Source organism: Micromonospora sp. NBRC 110038 (assembly GCF_020884815.1).
Lineage (GTDB): Bacteria > Actinomycetota > Actinomycetes > Mycobacteriales > Micromonosporaceae > Micromonospora > Micromonospora haikouensis.
The window spans coordinates 20,845-37,305 of sequence record NZ_BBOL01000014.1; the positions used below are offsets into that span (position 1 = coordinate 20,845).

Here is a 16,461-nt window from a genome sequence, read left to right on the forward strand (position 1 = left end):
GTCCAAGGCTATGGAAGAGTGCTGAAGCAAGTTTGTGGCCGTTATTGGTCTCTAATTTGGGAGCGGGCATGGAGATCGTCGAGGTCGAGTCGGCGGTGCGCGGCGACGCGCACTTCGTCCAGGTGCACACGGCGGACGGGCTGACCGGGGTCGGCCAGTCCGCCTGCTGGGGCTACCCGACGGCGGTGCACGCCGTGGTGGAGGCGTTCCGGCCCTACCTGATCGGGGCGGACGCCGGCCGGATCGAGCACCACTGGCACCACCTCTACCGGATGGGCCCGTTCCGCGGCTCGGTGCTCACCGCCGCCGTCTCCGCCGTCGACCTGGCCCTGTGGGACCTGCTCGGCAAGCGGCTCGGCGTGCCGGTGTGGCAGCTGCTCGGCGGCCGGGTGCGCGAGAGGATCCGGCTGCACCTGTTGCTGGGCGGCACCGGCGCACAGGCCCTCGCCGCCGAGGCTGCCGCCGCCGTCGCCGACGGCTTCACCGCCGTGAAGTTCGACCCGCTGCCGGCGAACTACGGCGACCTGTCGCAGGCCCGCCTCGTGGCCGAGACCGAGGCCACCACGGCGGCGGTGCGCGACACCGTCGGCGCGGACGTCGACCTGCTGATCGAGCTGCACCGCAAGCTCACCCCGTTGCAGGCCGAGGCGGTCGTGCCGGCGCTGGCCCGGCACCACCCGCTGATGGTGGAGGACGCGATCCAGATCGACAGCGTGAGCAGCCAGGCCGGGGTGCTCCGGCGGGCGCCGGGCGTGCCGATGGCCAACGGGGAGCGGCTGCACACCATCTGGGAGTTCAAGGAGTTGCTCGCCCAGGGCGGCGCGCAGTACGTGCGGCCCGACGTCGGGCTCGCCGGCGGCCTCAGCCACGCCCGCAAGATCGCCGCGCTGGCCGAGGCGCACCACGCGGCCGTGGTCACCCACAACTGCCTCGGCCCGCTGCTGACCATGGCCTCCGTGCACCTGGACACGGTCATCCCGAACTTCGTCACCCAGGAGTACTCGCCGCTGGACGATGCGCTCGCCGACGGCCCGGCGCGGGCCTGCGTGCGCCGCGAGGGCGGGTTCCTGCCCGTGCCGCAGGACCCCGGGCTGGGCGTCACCCTCGACCTGTCCGACCCGACGCCGCTGGACCTGACCGGCCGTCCGCTGACCCGCATCCCGCTGCGCGCCGACGGCTCCGTCGCGTACGCGGTGTAAGAAAGGGCCCCTGTCAACGCCTGCGGTAGAGAAGGGAACCCTTCTCACCGCAGGCGCAGGCGGCGCGGGGTGCGCGGGGTGGGGTGCGGTGGGGTGGGCGACGCGGGTGCGGTGGGGGCGGCGCACACCGCCCCGCTAGGCGGGTGCCGGGTGGCCGGGGTGGTGGAACACCTGGTGCGCCCACAGCGGCTCGCCGTCGGCGTCGGCGATCTCGGCGAACAGGTGCGCCAGCGACGCCGTCCACCGGGCCTGCACCGGCGAGGCGGCGGTGACCGCGCCGGCGTGGGCGAAGCCCGAGCGGGTCCGCAGCACGCAGATCAGCAGCAGGTCGCGCCGGTAGATGGCGTACTCGTAGATCCCCGCCTCGTCGAGCAACGCGGACAGCTCCGGCCACACCTCGGCGTGCCGGCGCTCGTACTCGGCCTCGGCGCCGGGACGCAGCCGGTACAGGTGGCACACCTGCTCCCCCGGCCCGGCCGTCGCGCCCGCCGCGCGCCGCCCCGGGCCGGCGCCGCCGGCCGGCGGACGACCGGGGCCGGCACCCGCCGGGGCGCTCACTTGCCGGAGCCGGCCAGCGCGCCGGAGACGAGCTGCCGCTGGAAGACCAGGTAGATGACCAGCACCGGCAGCAGGGCGACGATCAGGCCGGCGCTGACCAGCGGCACCGACACGTCGTACTGGCCGCTGAGCAGGGAGACGCCGACCATCAGCGTCTTGCTGTCCGAGCCGCCCATGATGACCAGGGGCAGCAGCAGGTCGTTCCACATCCAGACGAAGTTGAAGATGGCCAGCGCCGCGAGGGCCGGGGTGGCGATCGGGGCGAGCAGCCGGAACAGGATGGTCAGGTGCCCCGCGCCGTCGACCCGGGCCGCCTCGATCAGCTCGTCGGGCACCTGCTGGAAGTAGCCGGCAAGCTGGTATGTGCCCAGCGGCAGCCCGAACGCCGCGTACGCCAGGATCAGGCCCTGGTATTCGCCGGACATGCCCAGGTCCAGCACGGTCTGGTAGAGCGGGTAGATGATCGCCTGGCTGGGGATGGTCAGGGTCACGATGATCAGCAGGAAGACGACCTTGCGACCGCGGAAGCGCAGCTTCGTCACCGCGTACGCGACCAGCAGCGCGGCGAGCACCGACAGCACCAGCCCTCCGACGGTGGTGATCAGCGAGTTGAGCAGCAGCCGGGGCATGTTCATCCGGCGGAACGCCTCGAGGTAGTTGTCCAGGGTGATCCCGGCGGGCAGGCCCAGCGGGTCCTCGGCGAAGCCGGCCTGCGTCTTCAGCGAGCTGACCACGGTGAACAGCAGCGGGTAGATCGCTGCGACGGCGACGACGACCAACGCGAACGTCAGCAGGTAGCGCCCGATGCGGGCGGAATGGCGCGCGTTCATCGCGGCTTACGGGTCCCCTCTGTGAACATGTGCCGCACGCTGAAGATCGACAGCACGGCGACGAAGACGAACAGGGCGATGCCGATGGCCGAGCCGTAGCCGCGGTCGAGGAACTGGAAGGTGGTGAGGAAGACCAGGTACTCGGGGAGCATGGTGGCGTCGCCCGGCCCGCCCTGGGTCAGCGCGTAGATCAGCGGGAACAGCCAGATCAGCACGCCGGAGGCGCAGAGCACGCTCCAGTACGCCACGGTCGGGCGCAGCATCGGCACGACCACCGAGAACAGCCGCCGCCAGAAGCCCGCCCCGTCGAGGTACGCCGCCTCCAGCGTCTCCTCGGGGATGGTGGCCAGGCCGGCGAGGTAGGTCATCACGCCGAGGCCGAAGAAGCTCCACAGGGCGACCGCGACCAGCGAGAACAGCGCGCTGTGCCGGCCGTTGAGCCACTCGATCGCCAGCGGCTGCAGGCCGACGCCGCGCAGCAGGGCGTTGAGCGGCCCGTCGGGGGCGAGGATCTGCCGGAACATGATGCCGACGACGATGGGCGCGATGGTGTACGGCACGAAGTAGACGGCGCGGAAGAACTTCCAGCCCGGCGAGCGCTGGTGGATGAGCAGCGCCAGCACCAGCGGGACCACGATCCACACCGGCAGGGTGGCCACCACCAGCAGGGCGTTGCGGAAGCTGGTGCGCACCATCGGGTCGTCGAACATCCGGGTGTAGTTGTCGGCCCCGGCGAACTCGCTGCCGCCGAACCCGCTGGACGACTCGAAGCTGGTGAGCACGCCCCGCGCGAGGGGCACCAGCTTGAACAGCACGGCCAGGGCGAGCGCGGGCAGCACCAGCGCGGCGCCGAGCCACCATTCCCGGGCCTGTCCCGGCCGGTGGGCCCGGCGGCGGCCGGGCGCGGGCGGGGCGTCGGCGGCCACCGGCTCCGACACCGGCGCCGTGGAGATCGTCATCAGGGTTCCTCCCCCGGGGCTGGCCGGGCGGGGCGACGAGGGTCGCCCCGCCCGGGGTGGCTACTTGGTCTGCTTCTTCGTGGGGCTTCGCTCCAGCGCCTGCTGCATCTGCTCGGCCCACTTGTCGACGGTGAGCTGGCCGAGGGTGACCTGCTGCCAGCCGCGGGCCAGGGCGTCGGCCTCGGGGCCGGAGAGCATCACCCCGGCGTGCAGGGTCGGCTGGGCCACCAGCTCCTGGATCTTCAGGAAGGCCGGCGACGAGGGCAGCAGCGCCTTGTCGACGTTCTTGTTCAGCGGCTGGCCCTTGCCGTACTTGACCCACAGCTCGCCGTTCTCCTTGCCGGCGAGCCAGGTGATGAACTCCAGGCCGGCCTGCTTCTTCTGGCTCCACTGGGTGACGCCGTAGACGGCGCCCTCGATGCCGGAGAACTTCTGGGCCAGCGGGGCCGCCGGGTCGATCGCCGGCCACCGGGTGACGCCGAGCTTGTCGTCGCCGAGGGCCTTGCCGAACGCCTCCCAGTTCACCGCGTCGGAGATGATGGTGCCGGCGAACGCGGCGTCACCGCGCTGGAAGATGTCCGCGCCGTCGGGGAGCATGGTGATCGACGGGGCGTTCTTGTTCGCCCAGCCCTTGGTGGTGATCTCCGCGAGCTTCTCCAGCACCGCGACGAGCTTCGGGTCCTTCCAGGACAGCTTGCCGGCGAGCAGGTCCCGGATGTCGTCCTCGGTGAGATAGTTGCGGGCGATCTCCGGGAAGTCCCAGTACGCCGGGAAGGTGCCGGAGAGGCCGAGCGCGAGGCAGGTCTTGCCGGCCTTCTTCACCGCGTCGCAGGCCGCGCCGAACTCGTCCCAGGTCGCCGGGGGCTTCTCCGGGTCCAGGCCGGCGGCGGTCAGGACGGCCTTGTTGTAGTAGAGGACGTTGCCCTGATAGGAGAACGGCACGCCGTAGCAGGTCTTGCTGGTGTCGAAGCCCTCGCAGGCGCCGCTGTAGGTGACCAGGTCCTTGGTGATCTCGGCGGCCTTGTCGCCCAGCGGCACGTACGCGCCGCGCCGGTCGAACAGCTCCAGGCCGGCGTTGTTGGCCATCACGTCCGGCCCGGACTGCGAGGTGATGTAGGGGCCCTGCACCTCGGGGTACTTGTCGAAGGGGACGGACTGCATCTCCAGCTTGATGTTCGGGTGCCCGGCCTCGAAGGTGCTCTTGACCTGCTTCCAGTACTCGGTGCCGCCGGGCTCCCAGGTCAGCACCTTCAGGGTGACCGGGCCGTCGCTGGCGTCGTCACCGCCGCCGCCGCATCCGGTCAGCAGCGCGGCGGCCGCCATGCCGGCGGCGAGGGCGCCGGCCAAACTCCGTCGAAACATCGGGTAGCTCCTGTCACAAGTGGGGGCTCTGAGGGACGCGGCGGGCCGACCCGCCGGCGGAGGCGCTGTCGACCACGGCCTCGGCGACCCGGACGACGTGCAGGCCGTCGGCGAGCGGGACGACCGCCGTCGGCTCGGTGCCGTCGATCCGGCCGAGGAAGTGCCGCAGCTCGGCGGCGAGCGCTCCGCCGCCGTCGACCGGGGAGAGGAGCCAGTCCGGCGCCTCGGTCGGCTCGCCCTGGACGAGCAGCGTGGGGTGGCCGAGGTCGACGTGCGCGACCCCGTCGGTGCCGTACACCTCGACCAGGTCCGAGGTGTGGTTCGGGGTGTGTTCGGGCAGCAGGTAGCTGTTGCGGATCGACGACACGACGTCGTTGGCGTGCCGCAGCTCCGCCCACACCAGGACCGGGGTGGCCGATCCGGGTCGGGTCCGGGCCGCCGCGCGGACCTCGACCACGGGCGCTCCGGCGTACCAGAGGGCGAGGTCGATGTCGTGCACGGCGGTGAGCAGCGCGGGGTGTTCGCGCGGGAAGAGCCGGCTGAGGGTGCGGGGCCGGTCGCGGCGCGACGACACGGCGAGCACCTCGCCGATCCGGCCGGCGCGGACCGCGTCGTGCAGGGCCCGGTGCGGGGCGCTGTGCCGCAGGATGTGCCCCGGCTGGCAGAGCACACCGGCGCGTTCGGCGGCGGCCACGATGGCGGCGGCGTCGGCGGCGGTCGCGGCGAGCGGCTTCTCCACCAGCACGGGCACCCCGGCGGCGAGCAGGTCCACGGCGACCGCGCGGTGCGCCGGGCCGGGGACGCACACCGACGCGGCGTCCGGCCCGGCGGCGGCCAGCAGCTCGGCCACGGTGGCGTACGTCCGCGGCACGTCGTGCTCCGCGGCCACCCGCGCCCGGGTCTCGGCGTCCGGCTCCACCAGGGCGTGCACGGGCACGCCGAGCGACCGGTACGCGGCCAGGTGCCGTACGCCGAACGCCCCGGCGCCGACCACGGCCACGGACGGGCGGCTCATGCCCCGACCGCCTCGGAGGCGGCGGCGGGGGCGGGGGCGGCGTCGGCGGCCCGCGCGCCGGGGACGTCGGCGGTCTCCGCCTCGGCGAGGCGGCCGGCGAGGACGGCCCGGGTGAGGCGGTCCAGGGCGGCCACGCCCACCCCGATGCACCGCTCGTCGACGTCGAAGGCGCCGGAGTGCAGCGGCGCGCCGCCGCGCTCGCCGGTCACCCCGAGCTTGACGTACAGGCTGGGGCCGAGCGCGCCCAGCAGGGCGAAGTCGTCGGTGGTCAGCGGCGGCGCGGTCAGGTCCGCGACGGTGACCACGGCGGGCAGCTCGGCGTGGGCGAGGGCCACCAGCGGCGCGGCGTTGCGCACCGGCGGCATCTCGTTGGCCCAGGTGAACCGCAGGCCCAGGTCGAGCGCGGCGGCCTGCTGCCGGGCGATGCGCTCGATGACCTCCTTGAGCCGCGCGCGGGTGGCCTCGTCGTGGGTGCGCAGGGTGCCGGTCGCCTCCGCCCGCTCGGCGACCTGGCTCTGGCTGGCCCCGCCCGCGATCGTGCCGATGTTGAAGGCGACCAGCTCGTGCGGGTTGCGGGAGCGGGCGACCCCGGCGTGCAGGAGGTTGACGATGCCGGCCAGGCCGAGGATGGCGTCCCGGCCCAGGGCGGGGGTGGCGGCGTGCGCGGCGCGGCCGAGCACCTCGACCCGGAAGGCGTCCTTGGCCGCCATCGCGGTCTCCCGGTCGACGCCGACCGCGCCGACGGGCAGGTCGGGCCAGCAGTGCAGGCCGAGGACGGCGTCGAAGCGCCGGCCGCGCAGGGCGGCGTCGGCGAGCACGGCGGCGGCGCCGGAGTCCTCGCCGAAGGGGATCTCCTCGGCCGGCTGGAACAGCACGGTCACCGTGCCCCGCGCGGGCGGGTCGGCCGCGAGCCGGGCCGCGACGCCGGCGACGACGCTCATGTGCACGTCGTGCCCGCAGGCGTGGCAGACCCCCGGGTTGCCCGACGCCCAGGGCACCTCCTTGGCGTCCTGGACCGGATAGGCGTCCATATCGGCCCGAAGCAAGACCGAGGGGCCCGGCGCACGCCCTTCGATCTCGGCGACGAGACCGGTGCCGGCGACACCGGAGCGAACCCGGGCGATCGGGGCGAGCCGGTCGGCGAGGACCGCCGCCGTCTGCTTCTCGGTGAACCGCAGCTCAGGGTGCTGGTGAAGCTGCCGTCGCAGCCGCACCAGATCATCAACACCCTCGTACGCCTGCACCACGCGGACCACCCCTCGCCTGCGTCCGATAATCCGGACCTAATTGAGACAAGAACCTAAGCGAGGGGTCCTCCCACGTCAATGGGCAGCTCGGAATCGGTTAGGGTCCGGCCATGGAACGCGCCGACGCACACCTGCACCTCTTCGCCGACGGGTATCCGGGCCGCTACGGAAGGTCCCCGGCCGGGGGCGACGAACTCGCCGTCTACCGGACTTTGCGCCACGAACACGGCATCGGCCGGGCGCTCGTCGTCGGCTACGAGGGCGCGCCGGAGTTCGCCGGCAACAACGGGCACCTCGCCGCGCTCGCGGCCACCCACGACTGGATCGCGCCGGTGGCGTACGTTCCGGTCACCGGCACCGACCGGGCCGGCCTGGACCGCCTCTGGGCGGCGGGGTTCGCGGGCGTCGCCGCGTACCTGCCGGACCCGGACGCGGCCGACGCGTTCGCCGGCTGGGCCCTGACCGTCGCCGGCCCGCTCAACGACGCCCGCGCGGTGGTCAGCCTCAACGCCACGCCCGAGGCGACCGGCCGGCTCGGGCGGGCACTGGCCTCGCTCGACGGCTGCCCGGTGCTGTTCAGCCACCTCGGCCTGCCCGGCCGGCAGCGCGCCGTGCCGGCCGACCAGGCCGCCGCCGACCGGCTCGCCCCGCTGACGGACCTGGCCCACCTACCGCACGTCGGGGTCAAGGTCTCCGGCCTGTACGCCGTGAGCGACCCCGCCGAGGCGTACCCGCACGACGCCGCCCGGCCCTTCGTCGACCTGCTGCTGCACCGGTTCGGCGCGCGGCGGCTCTACTGGGGTTCGGACTTCTCCCCCAGCCTGGACCACGTGTCGTTCGCCCAGACCCTGCGCCCGGTCGGGCTCGACGGGCTCTCCGCCGCCGAGGCGGCCGACGTGTTCGGCGGCAACCTCCACCGCGCCCTGAGCGGGCGGTGACGCCGGGGCCGGGCGGGACGGCCCCCGGGGCGGGACGGGCGGTCCGCTGCCCGCCCGTCCCGCCGCAGCCGGGTCACGCCTGCGGCGCGGCCTCCCGGCGCAGCGTCGACGACCCGGCGGCCACGGACCAGCCGGCCACCCACCGGCTGGCGCTGCCCGGACGGGTCCGGTCGGCCAGGTGGTACCAGTCCATCCGGCACGCCTGCCGGGTCACCTCCAGCACTCCGTAGCCGTGGCCGTCCAGCTCCGTCCACCGCACGTGGGTGTTGGTCGCGCGGAGCAGGTCCGCGCCGAGGACGCTGAGCGCGTTGCCCTCCCGCAGGCCGAGGAAGTCGTTGACGTTGTCGCTGGTCACCGAGGGCACCACGAACTCGACGGCGGCCGGGGTGGCGGTGCCGGTGGCCCGGGTGGTGACCTCGTTGGCCCACGAGGTGTGGATGTCGCCGGTCAGGAAGACGACGTCGCGGGTGCCGGTGGCGCGCAGGTGGTCGACCAGTTCGTTGCGGTCGGCGTTGTAGCCGTCCCACTGGTCGGGGTTGAGCACCACGCCGTTCTCGGGGACGCCCAGCAGCCGGCCGATCGGGCCGAGCAGCCAGGCGGGCAGCGTGGCGAGGTCGACCCGGGCGATCATCACGGGGTTGCCGACGAGCTTCCACCGGGCGGTGGAGGCCGCCAGGCCGCTCTTGAGCCAGGACATCTGCGCGTCGCCCGTGATCGTCCGGGCCGGGTCGTCGACGGCGGAGCCCGACGCCTGCTGCGACCGGTAGCTGCGCAGGTCCAGCATGGACAGCTCGGCCAGCCGCCCGAACCGCAGCCGGCGGTAGATCGCCCCGTCCGCGCCCGTGCGCACCGGCATCCACTCGGCGTACGCCTGCCGGGCGGCGGCGACCCGGTCGGCGAAGTCGCCCTCGGTGGCCGGGGTGTGGTTCTCCGCGCCGCCGGACCACTGGTCGTTGGCCACCTCGTGGTCGTCCCAGGTGATCACCCACGGCACGGAGGCGTGCAGGGCCTGCAGGTCGGGGTCGGTCTTGTACAGCGCGTGCCGGATCCGGTAGTCGGCCAGCGTCAGCACCTCGTGCGCCGGGAGCACCGGCCGCACCACCGACCCGCCGGCGTCGAACTCGCCGGTGCCGTACTCGTAGAGGTAGTCGCCGAGGTGCACGACGAGGTTGACCTCGCCGCGGTCGGCCAGGTTGCGGTACGCCGAGAAGTAGCCCGCCTCCCAGTTGGCGCAGGAGACCACGCCGAGGCGGAGCCGGTCGATGTCGGCGTCGGCGGGCGGCGCGGTCATGGTGCGCCCGGTCGCCGACCACGCCCCCGCGTAGCCGAACCTGTACCACCAGGTGGTGGCCGGGGCCAGGCCGGTGACCGCCACCTTGACGGTGTGGTCGCGGGCGGGGCCGGTGGTCAGGGCACCCTGGGCCACCACGGTCGCGAAGTCGGGGTCGGCGGCGACCTGCCAGGTCACCTCCGCCTCCGGGCCGACGCCGGAGCCGGGCTGCGCCTCGTCGGTGGGGGTGAGCCGGGTCCAGAGCAGGACCCCGTCGGGCAGCGGGTCGCCGGAGGCCACGCCGTGCCGGAACGCGCCGCCGGCCGCGCCGGCGGGTGCCGCGCCGGTCAGGGTGGCGCCGGCGAGCACGGCCGTGCCGGCGGATGCGCCGGCCAGCCGCAGGAGGGTACGACGGTCGATGGTGTTCGTCATGCCTCACGTATCTACCGTCTTCACCGTCTCGCCCGCTGCCCCGCCCGCCACTGTTCGCCGATCCTTCACCGGCCGTCGGCCGTTCCCGCGCCACGCGGCGGCCTGGCCACCGGAATCCCCGGCCGGCGGAGATAGGGTCGGCAGCCATGCGGACGAAGCATGAGTTGGGCGCGGCCATCCGGCGCGATCGGCGGGCGGCGCTGGTGGTCAACGCCCGCTCCCGCCGGGGTCGCCGCCTCTACGAGCACGCCCGGGCCCTGCTGACCCGCGCGGGCTTCGAGCTGCTCGGGGCGTACCCGGCCGACCGCCCCGGTGAGCTGGAGCGCAGCCTCGACGACGCCCTGGCGCTCGGGCCCGACCTGCTCGTCGCGGGCGGCGGCGACGGCACGCAGAGCGCCGCCGCCCGGCTGCTCGCGCACCGCGACGTGGCGCTGGGCCTGCTGCCGCTGGGCACCACCAACAACTTCGCCCGCACCCTCGGCCTCCCGCTGGACCTGGCCTCCGCGGTGGCGGTCCTCGCCGACGGCAAGGTGATCGACGTCGACCTGGGGCTGGCCGGGGACGTGCCGTTCGCCAACCACGTCGGGGTGGGGATGTCGGCCGACATCATGCTGCGCACGCCGCCCGCGCTCAAGCGGGTCACCGGCCGGCTCGCGTACCCGGCGACCGCGCTGGCGCTGCTGGCCCGGCACCGGGCGCTGCGGGCCACCGTGCGGGCCGGGGACGCGACGCACGAGTTCCACACCCACCAGTTGTACGTGGCCAACGGCGGCTTCCACGCCGGCCGCCCGATCACCGCCGACACCGACGCCGACGACCGGCTGCTGGTGGCGTACCCGGTCGGCGGGCCGACCCGGCGCGGCCTGCTGCGGGACACCGCCCGCAACGCCGCCACGGGGGCCCGGCGCACCCTCGCCGAGACGCCGTTCCTCGCCGTCGGCGAGCTGTGGCTGGAGACCGACCGACCGGCGCGGGTCGAGGTGGACGGCGAGCTGTGCGGCCAGACCCCGATCCGGATCGGGCTGGCCGCCAACGCGCTGCGGGTGATGGCCCCCGCCGACGCCCTCGACCGCTGACGGCGCAAGGAAGGGCCCCCTGTTGACGCATCCGGTAGAGAAGGGCTCCCTTCTCACCCTCCGTACGGCCGGGCCGCCCGCGCCGTGCGCAGCGCCTCGGCCCACCAGCCCAGTTGGTCGAGCATGGCGGTGGCCGCGCGGTTGACCGGTCCCGCGTCGACCGGCTCCCCGGCCGCGTCGAAGCACCCGTGGGCGCCGGCGAAGCTGACCGTTTCGCGGATGGTGACGGTGTGCAGCTCGGCGAAGACCCCTCGCAGCGGCTCCACCGCCCGCAGGCCGCCGGAGATGCCGCCGTACGAGACGAAGCCGACGGGCTTGGCGTGCCACTGGCCGCCCACCGAGTCGATCGCGGCCTTCAGCGGCCCCGGGTAGCTGTGGTTGTATTCCGGCGTCACCACCACGACGGCGTCGGCCGCCGCGATCCGCTCCGCGAAGGGTGCCTCGTCCGGGGCCACGGCACCCGGCACACCGCCGAGCGCCGCCGGGACGTGCGCGAGGTCGACCAGATCGACGACGAGGTCGGCGCGCTGGCCCGCCTGGCGGCAGAACCAGTCGGCCACGACGGGGCCGAACCGGCCGTCGCGGACGCTTCCGACGATGACGGCCAACCGGTACGGGGACTCGGACAACGCATCCTCCAGAGGGGACAACGGGCCGTCCCTCGACGACCACCCGCCGACCGTACGACTTCAACCAGGGTTGAGGTCAATCCGGACGCGACGGGGGCCGCATGCCGTCGTCGCCGGCCCGCCCGAAGGCGGCGGGCCGGCGACGGCGGGGTTCACTGAGCCAGCTCGGCGACCTCCTCGGCGGTCAGCCGCAGGGCGGCGGGGGCCGCGGGCGACGCCAGGCCGCGCGCCGCGGCGGCCGGGGCGGGCGGGGCCGCCGGCGGGTCGGCGGGACGCCGCCGGTGCCAGTCGGTGACCGCCTGGTACGCCGCCGCCACCGACAACAGCCGGTCCTCGCCGTACGGCAGGCCGCCGAGGATGGTGCCGATCGGCACGCCCGCGGCGGTGAACCCGATCGGGAAGGCGATCTCCGGCAGGCCGAGGATGTCGAACGGCACCGGGCTGGTCTGCACCACCACGTCGCAGGAGGCGAAGAGCTGGTCGAGCACCCGCTCCATGAGCAGCAGCTTGGCCCGCTGGCCGGTGATGAACTCGTCGGCGCCCAGCAGCGCGCCCTGCAGCCAGCCCGTCACCGACACGCCGAAACCGCGCAGGTCGGTGCGCAGGTACGGCATGAACGGCTCGCTGCGCTCGGGCAGCCGGACGTTGTTGAACGCGCTGCCGGTGAGCAGGTCCCACTCGTCGGGCAGCGGCACGTCCACCACGGTCGCGCCGGGAATCGCGGCGAGCGTCGCCAGGTACGCGGCCCGCGCCGCCGCCGTCTCGGTGGTGCCGGCGGTGAAGCCCGGCAGCACGCCGATGCGGGTCTTCCAGCGCAGCTTCAGCTTGCCGCCGGAGTACGCCGGGGTGGCCGCGTCGATCAGCTTCGGCACCCCGGGCAGGCCCTGCGTGCGCGGGTCGGCGGGGTCCTCGCCGGCCATCGCGGTGAGCATGATGGCCGCGTCCTTGGCGTCGCGGGCCAGCGGGCCGGGGTGGTCGCGGGTGTAGCTGAGCGGGATGATGCCGTGCAGCGAGACCCGGCCCATCGTCGGCTTGAGGCCGGTGAGGTTCTGCGCGTTGGACGGCGCGGTGATCGAGCCGCCGGTCTGGGTGCCGGTGCCGGAGGCGGCGAGCCGCCCGGCGACGGCGGTGGCGGTGCCGGTGGACGAGCCGCCGGGGTCGGTGCGGCTGTCGGCCGGGGTCCACGCGTTGACGGTGGTGACCACCCCGCTGGGGGTGGTCGCCCGGGTGGTGGCCAGCGGCCCCATCTGGGTCTTGCCGAGCACGATCGCCCCGCCGGCGAGCAGCCGGGACACGGCCGTGGCGTCGTACGGCGGCCGGAAGTCGGCGAACAGGTAGGAGTTGGCCGTGGTAGGCACCCCCGCGGTGTAGTAGTTGTCCTTGATCGCCAGCGGGATGCCGTGCAGCGCGCCCCGCCGGGGCTTCTTCGCCAGGGCGGCCGCCGCCTTGGCCGCCGCCTCGGCGAGCACCAGGTTGAACGCCTGGTACGTGCCGTCGTACGTGGAGATGCGGGCCAGGTACGCCTCGACCAGCCTGGCGGGGGTGAGCTTGCCGGCGCGGATCAGCCAGGCCGCCTCGGCGACGGTGAGTTCGGTGGGGTCGGCCACGGCCTCCGGGCGGGGCTTGACGTAGGCGTTGGGCACGTCCAGCGCCGGGTTCCACTTCGCCGCCGTGAGCAGGGGTGTTCGGGCCGGACCGGCCGCCGAGGCCACGGCGGGCAGCCCGACGGCGCCACCGACCGCCGACGCGGCGGCCAAGGCGGCGGTGCGGGCGAGGAAGGCTCGGCGGTCGACGCCACGGTCGACGGGGGCTGCGGTCATCACTTCCGCCATTCCGTGCTGATCGAGGGGTAGAGCATCGGCGCGGGCTGCTGGGACAGCGCCATGGCGACGACGGGGTCGGTGCCGGCCGGGGCGGGCAGCTGGTACGCGGCGAGCGTGCCGACGGTGCCACGCACGAAGGACCGCAGGGACGCCAGTACGGTGTCGCGGCCGGGGGAACCGGTCTGGGGGTCGGCGGTGGTGCCGGGCGGGAGCTGGTCGAGGTCGATGCCGAGGGACGCGAGCCGGGCGCGGATGAGGACGTCCAGTTCGGCGTCGGTCGGTGGGGTTGGCGCCAAGGGGTGCTCCTCCTGGGGTGGGAGATGATGCGCCCACTGTCGGACCGGGCCGTGTCGCCGGCGTGTCGAGTTGATCTCGACGCGATGAACCCACGCGGGTCTATGCCCTCTGACCTGCGCGGGCGCGGGCCGCCCCGCTCCGCCCGCCCGCCGGGCCGCCCCGGGGCCGGACCGTCCGGAGTGGACCTGCCGTACCGTCACTGAGATTGACAGGCATAACTGCGTTCGGTTATCAATGACGCAGAGAGCGCTCTCCCACCCATCCCGTCTACGGCCCGGCGATCCCGGGCCGGTGCCCGGTGCGCCGGGCGAGGAGGAAGCATGCGGTTCATCCGAGGGCGCCGCGACGCCGGCCCGATCCCCCGCCCGCCCCTGCGCCGCGTCGGCGCGCTGACCGTGGCGCTGCTGACCCTGGTCGCGGGCGGGGTGCTGGCCGACCGGGACGCCGTCGACGCGCAGGCGGCGACCGGCGGTCCGGCCGCCGCCGGCACCCACGCCGGTCACGCGTACGCGCTCAGCCCCGAGCAGGAGGCCGCCGCCCTGGAACTCCAGCTCGCGCCGGTGCGCGGCTCCGAGTTCCGGGCCGACTGCCCGAGCAAGGGCCGGGCCAACGACGACCCGATCGTCATGTCGGGCCGCCCGGGCGCCTCGCACACGCACGAGTTCTTCGGCAACACGACGACCAACGCGTACACCGACCTGGCCTCGCTGCGGGCCGGCGGGACGACCTGCAACCCGGTGGCCGACAAGTCCGCGTACTGGGTGCCGACGCTCTACCAGAACGGTGTGGCGCAAAAGCCGCAGAGCGTCCGGATCTACTACCAGGGCCTCACCGACCGGGCGAACGTCAAGCCCCACCCCCAGGGCCTGCGGATCGTGGTGGGCAACCCGCTTGCCACCAGCGCGGGCCAGAACCCCGCCGCCCGGTGGAACTGCGTCGGCATCCCGGCCGCCAGCGGCGACTTCCCGGTCTGCCCGGCCGGGTCCAAGCTGGAGACGTACCTGGACTTCCCGACCTGCTGGGACGGGAAGAACCTGGACAGCCCCGACCACAAGAGCCACATGGCGTTCGGCCTGGGCGGCGTGGGCGGCACCTGCCCGGCCAGCCACCCGGTGCCCGTGCCCCGGCTGGAGTTCCTCATCACGTACGACGTGCGCGGCACCGGGCTCAGCCTGGCCGGCATCCGCAACGGGGCCAACGTGACCACCGCCCCCGGCTACACGTTCCACGGCGACTTCTTCAACGCCTGGGACGAGGCGGAGCTCGCCCGGCGGGTGAAGACCTGCATCGTCGACGGCTACATCTGCGGCAACGACGGGCAGCCGATCCAGCAGTGACGCCCCCGGCGGCGGCGCGCGTCGACCCACCGGCCGGCGCGCGCCGCCGCGTCTTCGCCCGCCGGGCCGCCGGGTCCTACGGCCTGTCGTCGCGGTCGATGCGCAGCTCCCGCTCCAGTTCGGCGATGACGGCCCGCAGGTCGTCGAGCCGCTGGGTGAGCGCGATCCGGTCCACCTCGTCGGGCACGCCGTCGCCGTCGGCGTCGTAGTCCGGGGCCAGCCGCTCGGTCATCTCCAGCCGGCGGGCCTCCTCCATGGAGTTGACGATGACCGCGATCAGGATGTTGAGCAGCAGGTTGACGGTGATCATCACGTAGCTGACGTAGTAGACCAGCGTCCACGGCGACAGGGCCATGCCCTGCGCCACGAGGTCGGGCAGGGTCTCCAGCGACAGCAGCACGAAGAGGGTCAGCAGCGACCGTCCGATGTCGCCGTACTCCTCCGGCTGGGAGCGACCGAAGATCAGCCAGCCGGCCATGCCGTACACGTAGAGCGTCACGCCGGCGAGCGCGAGGAAGCCGGCGACGCCCGGCAGGCTGCGCCACAACGCCGCCACGATCGTGCGCAGGCCGGGCGAGAAGCGCACCAGTCGTAGCATCCGGGCGACCCGGACGACGCGCAGCAGCGCGGAGTCGCCGTGCAGGCCGGGCACGAAGATCGCGGCGGTCACCAGGAAGTCGAAGACGTTCCAGCCGTGGCGGAAGAAGTCCTGCGGACGACGGCCGTAGGCCAGCACCCGCACGCCGATCTCGGCGACGAAGGCGAGCCGGAAGGCCCACTCCAGGCCGCGCAGCACCGGCCGCGCCGACCCCAGGTCCGGGTACGTCTCGACGCCGAGCACCGCCCCGTTGGCCAGGATGAGCACGACGATGGCGATCTCGAAGGGCCGGGACCGGGTGACCCGCGCGCACCGCCCGGCCAGCCCCGCCGCGCCCCGTCCCGCCGCCGGCCGCCCACCGGGCGCGCCACCCCCTCGGGACGACGGCCCCCCACCGGGCCCGCGGCCCCCTCGGGACGACGACCCCCCGCCGGCCACCGGCGGAGGCGCATCGAGCATCCCCCCACCCTACCGGGCCCACCCCGACGCGATCTTGGACGGTCGTGGTCGGCCGGTGACACGAAGTGTCCACGTTCGACGACGGGCGACGTGGTGGCGGTGGGCACCGAGGGCTTTAGTGCACAAAGCGGACACCTCCTTGCCATACCCATTCACCGATCCCTATTCTCGGTGTCGGAAAGCGCTTTCCAGGCGACGCGGGTCCGGTCGGTCGGCGGCGATCATCGCCGCGGTCCGGTGCGATCTCCTGCGCATGTTGCCACCGCCACCGGTCCGGCGCGGCCGGGTCCCATACCGGACGCCGACGCACCGGAACGAGGGTGGACGCCATGACGAAGACGCAGCACGCCGCCCGTCGACATGTCGACGGCGACGGGCTCCCGTAGACCACGTCCCAGGGCGGGGGCCTCCTCGTCGCCTCCGGCAGTCGCC

15 protein-coding genes are annotated in these 16,461 nt (G+C 74.1%); 4 read left to right on the top strand and 11 right to left on the bottom strand.

Going from position 1 to position 16,461, the window contains the following annotated elements; translation table 11 throughout:
• Positions 1-68: 68 nt before the first annotated feature.
• On the top strand, positions 69-1,199 hold the full coding sequence (locus LPU61_RS30945; RefSeq protein ID WP_052503792.1) for a mandelate racemase/muconate lactonizing enzyme family protein: 1,131 nt from the start codon (positions 69-71) through the stop codon (positions 1,197-1,199).
• A 135-nt stretch (positions 1,200-1,334) separates the two neighbouring features.
• Here LPU61_RS30945 and LPU61_RS30950 read toward each other — a convergent pair whose 3' ends face one another.
• The 6 genes from LPU61_RS30950 to LPU61_RS30975 are packed head-to-tail and all read right to left on the bottom strand — an operon-like array spanning position 1,335 to position 7,170.
• Entirely contained in the window at positions 1,335-1,757 is a 423-nt protein-coding gene (locus LPU61_RS30950; RefSeq protein WP_229406917.1) for an L-rhamnose mutarotase, read from the bottom strand.
• A complete protein-coding gene (locus LPU61_RS30955; RefSeq protein WP_043963308.1) occupies positions 1,754-2,587 on the bottom strand; it encodes a carbohydrate ABC transporter permease in 834 nt (277 codons plus the stop codon). Before LPU61_RS30955 ends, LPU61_RS30950 begins: the two co-directional genes overlap by 4 nt.
• Complete coding sequence (locus LPU61_RS30960; RefSeq protein ID WP_229406918.1) at positions 2,584-3,546, bottom strand: carbohydrate ABC transporter permease; 963 nt, start codon at positions 3,544-3,546, stop codon at positions 2,584-2,586. Before LPU61_RS30960 ends, LPU61_RS30955 begins: the two co-directional genes overlap by 4 nt.
• Before the next feature lie 60 nt (positions 3,547-3,606).
• The gene (locus tag LPU61_RS30965) at positions 3,607-4,908 is read right to left on the bottom strand and encodes an ABC transporter substrate-binding protein (RefSeq protein WP_229406919.1); all 1,302 of its coding nucleotides are present in this window, start codon (positions 4,906-4,908) and stop codon (positions 3,607-3,609) included.
• Positions 4,909-4,921: 13 nt separating this feature from the next.
• A complete protein-coding gene (locus LPU61_RS30970; protein ID WP_043963306.1) occupies positions 4,922-5,923 on the bottom strand; it encodes a Gfo/Idh/MocA family protein in 1,002 nt (333 codons plus the stop codon).
• Positions 5,920-7,170: a M20 family metallopeptidase gene (locus LPU61_RS30975; protein WP_229406920.1), complete on the bottom strand. Its 1,251-nt coding sequence runs from the start codon at positions 7,168-7,170 to the stop codon at positions 5,920-5,922. Before LPU61_RS30975 ends, LPU61_RS30970 begins: the two co-directional genes overlap by 4 nt.
• Positions 7,171-7,280: 110 nt before the next feature.
• Here LPU61_RS30975 and LPU61_RS30980 point away from each other — a divergent pair, with 110 nt between their 5' ends.
• Positions 7,281-8,108: an amidohydrolase gene (locus tag LPU61_RS30980; RefSeq protein WP_229406921.1), complete on the top strand. Its 828-nt coding sequence runs from the start codon at positions 7,281-7,283 to the stop codon at positions 8,106-8,108.
• 73 nt (positions 8,109-8,181) lie between these two features.
• On the opposite strand, the gene LPU61_RS30985 is transcribed toward LPU61_RS30980, so the two are convergent.
• A complete protein-coding gene (locus LPU61_RS30985) occupies positions 8,182-9,810 on the bottom strand; it encodes an alkaline phosphatase (protein WP_043963304.1) in 1,629 nt (542 codons plus the stop codon).
• 146 nt (positions 9,811-9,956) lie between these two features.
• Between LPU61_RS30985 and LPU61_RS30990 the strand changes: the two genes are divergently transcribed.
• Positions 9,957-10,886, top strand: a complete 930-nt coding sequence (locus LPU61_RS30990) for a diacylglycerol kinase family protein (protein ID WP_043963303.1) — start codon at positions 9,957-9,959, stop codon at positions 10,884-10,886.
• A gap of 53 nt (positions 10,887-10,939) precedes the next feature.
• Here LPU61_RS30990 and LPU61_RS30995 read toward each other — a convergent pair whose 3' ends face one another.
• The 3 genes from LPU61_RS30995 to LPU61_RS31005 all read right to left on the bottom strand — a co-directional run bounded on the left by LPU61_RS30995 (position 10,940) and on the right by LPU61_RS31005 (position 13,634).
• Positions 10,940-11,515, bottom strand: coding sequence for an NADPH-dependent FMN reductase (locus LPU61_RS30995; RefSeq protein WP_043963302.1), 576 nt, complete (start codon positions 11,513-11,515; stop codon positions 10,940-10,942).
• A 152-nt stretch (positions 11,516-11,667) separates the two neighbouring features.
• Positions 11,668-13,335, bottom strand: coding sequence for an amidase (locus LPU61_RS31000; protein ID WP_229406922.1), 1,668 nt, complete (start codon positions 13,333-13,335; stop codon positions 11,668-11,670).
• Complete coding sequence (locus LPU61_RS31005) at positions 13,335-13,634, bottom strand: hypothetical protein (protein ID WP_043963300.1); 300 nt, start codon at positions 13,632-13,634, stop codon at positions 13,335-13,337. Before LPU61_RS31005 ends, LPU61_RS31000 begins: the two co-directional genes overlap by 1 nt.
• Positions 13,635-13,955: 321 nt before the next feature.
• On the opposite strand from LPU61_RS31005, the gene LPU61_RS31010 reads away from it, so the two are divergent.
• On the top strand, positions 13,956-14,972 hold the full coding sequence (locus LPU61_RS31010) for a DUF1996 domain-containing protein (protein WP_052503789.1): 1,017 nt from the start codon (positions 13,956-13,958) through the stop codon (positions 14,970-14,972).
• Positions 14,973-15,048: 76 nt separating this feature from the next.
• On the opposite strand, the gene LPU61_RS31015 is transcribed toward LPU61_RS31010, so the two are convergent.
• On the bottom strand, positions 15,049-16,029 hold the full coding sequence (locus tag LPU61_RS31015) for an ion transporter (protein ID WP_374199737.1): 981 nt from the start codon (positions 16,027-16,029) through the stop codon (positions 15,049-15,051).
• Positions 16,030-16,461: the final 432 nt, after the last annotated feature.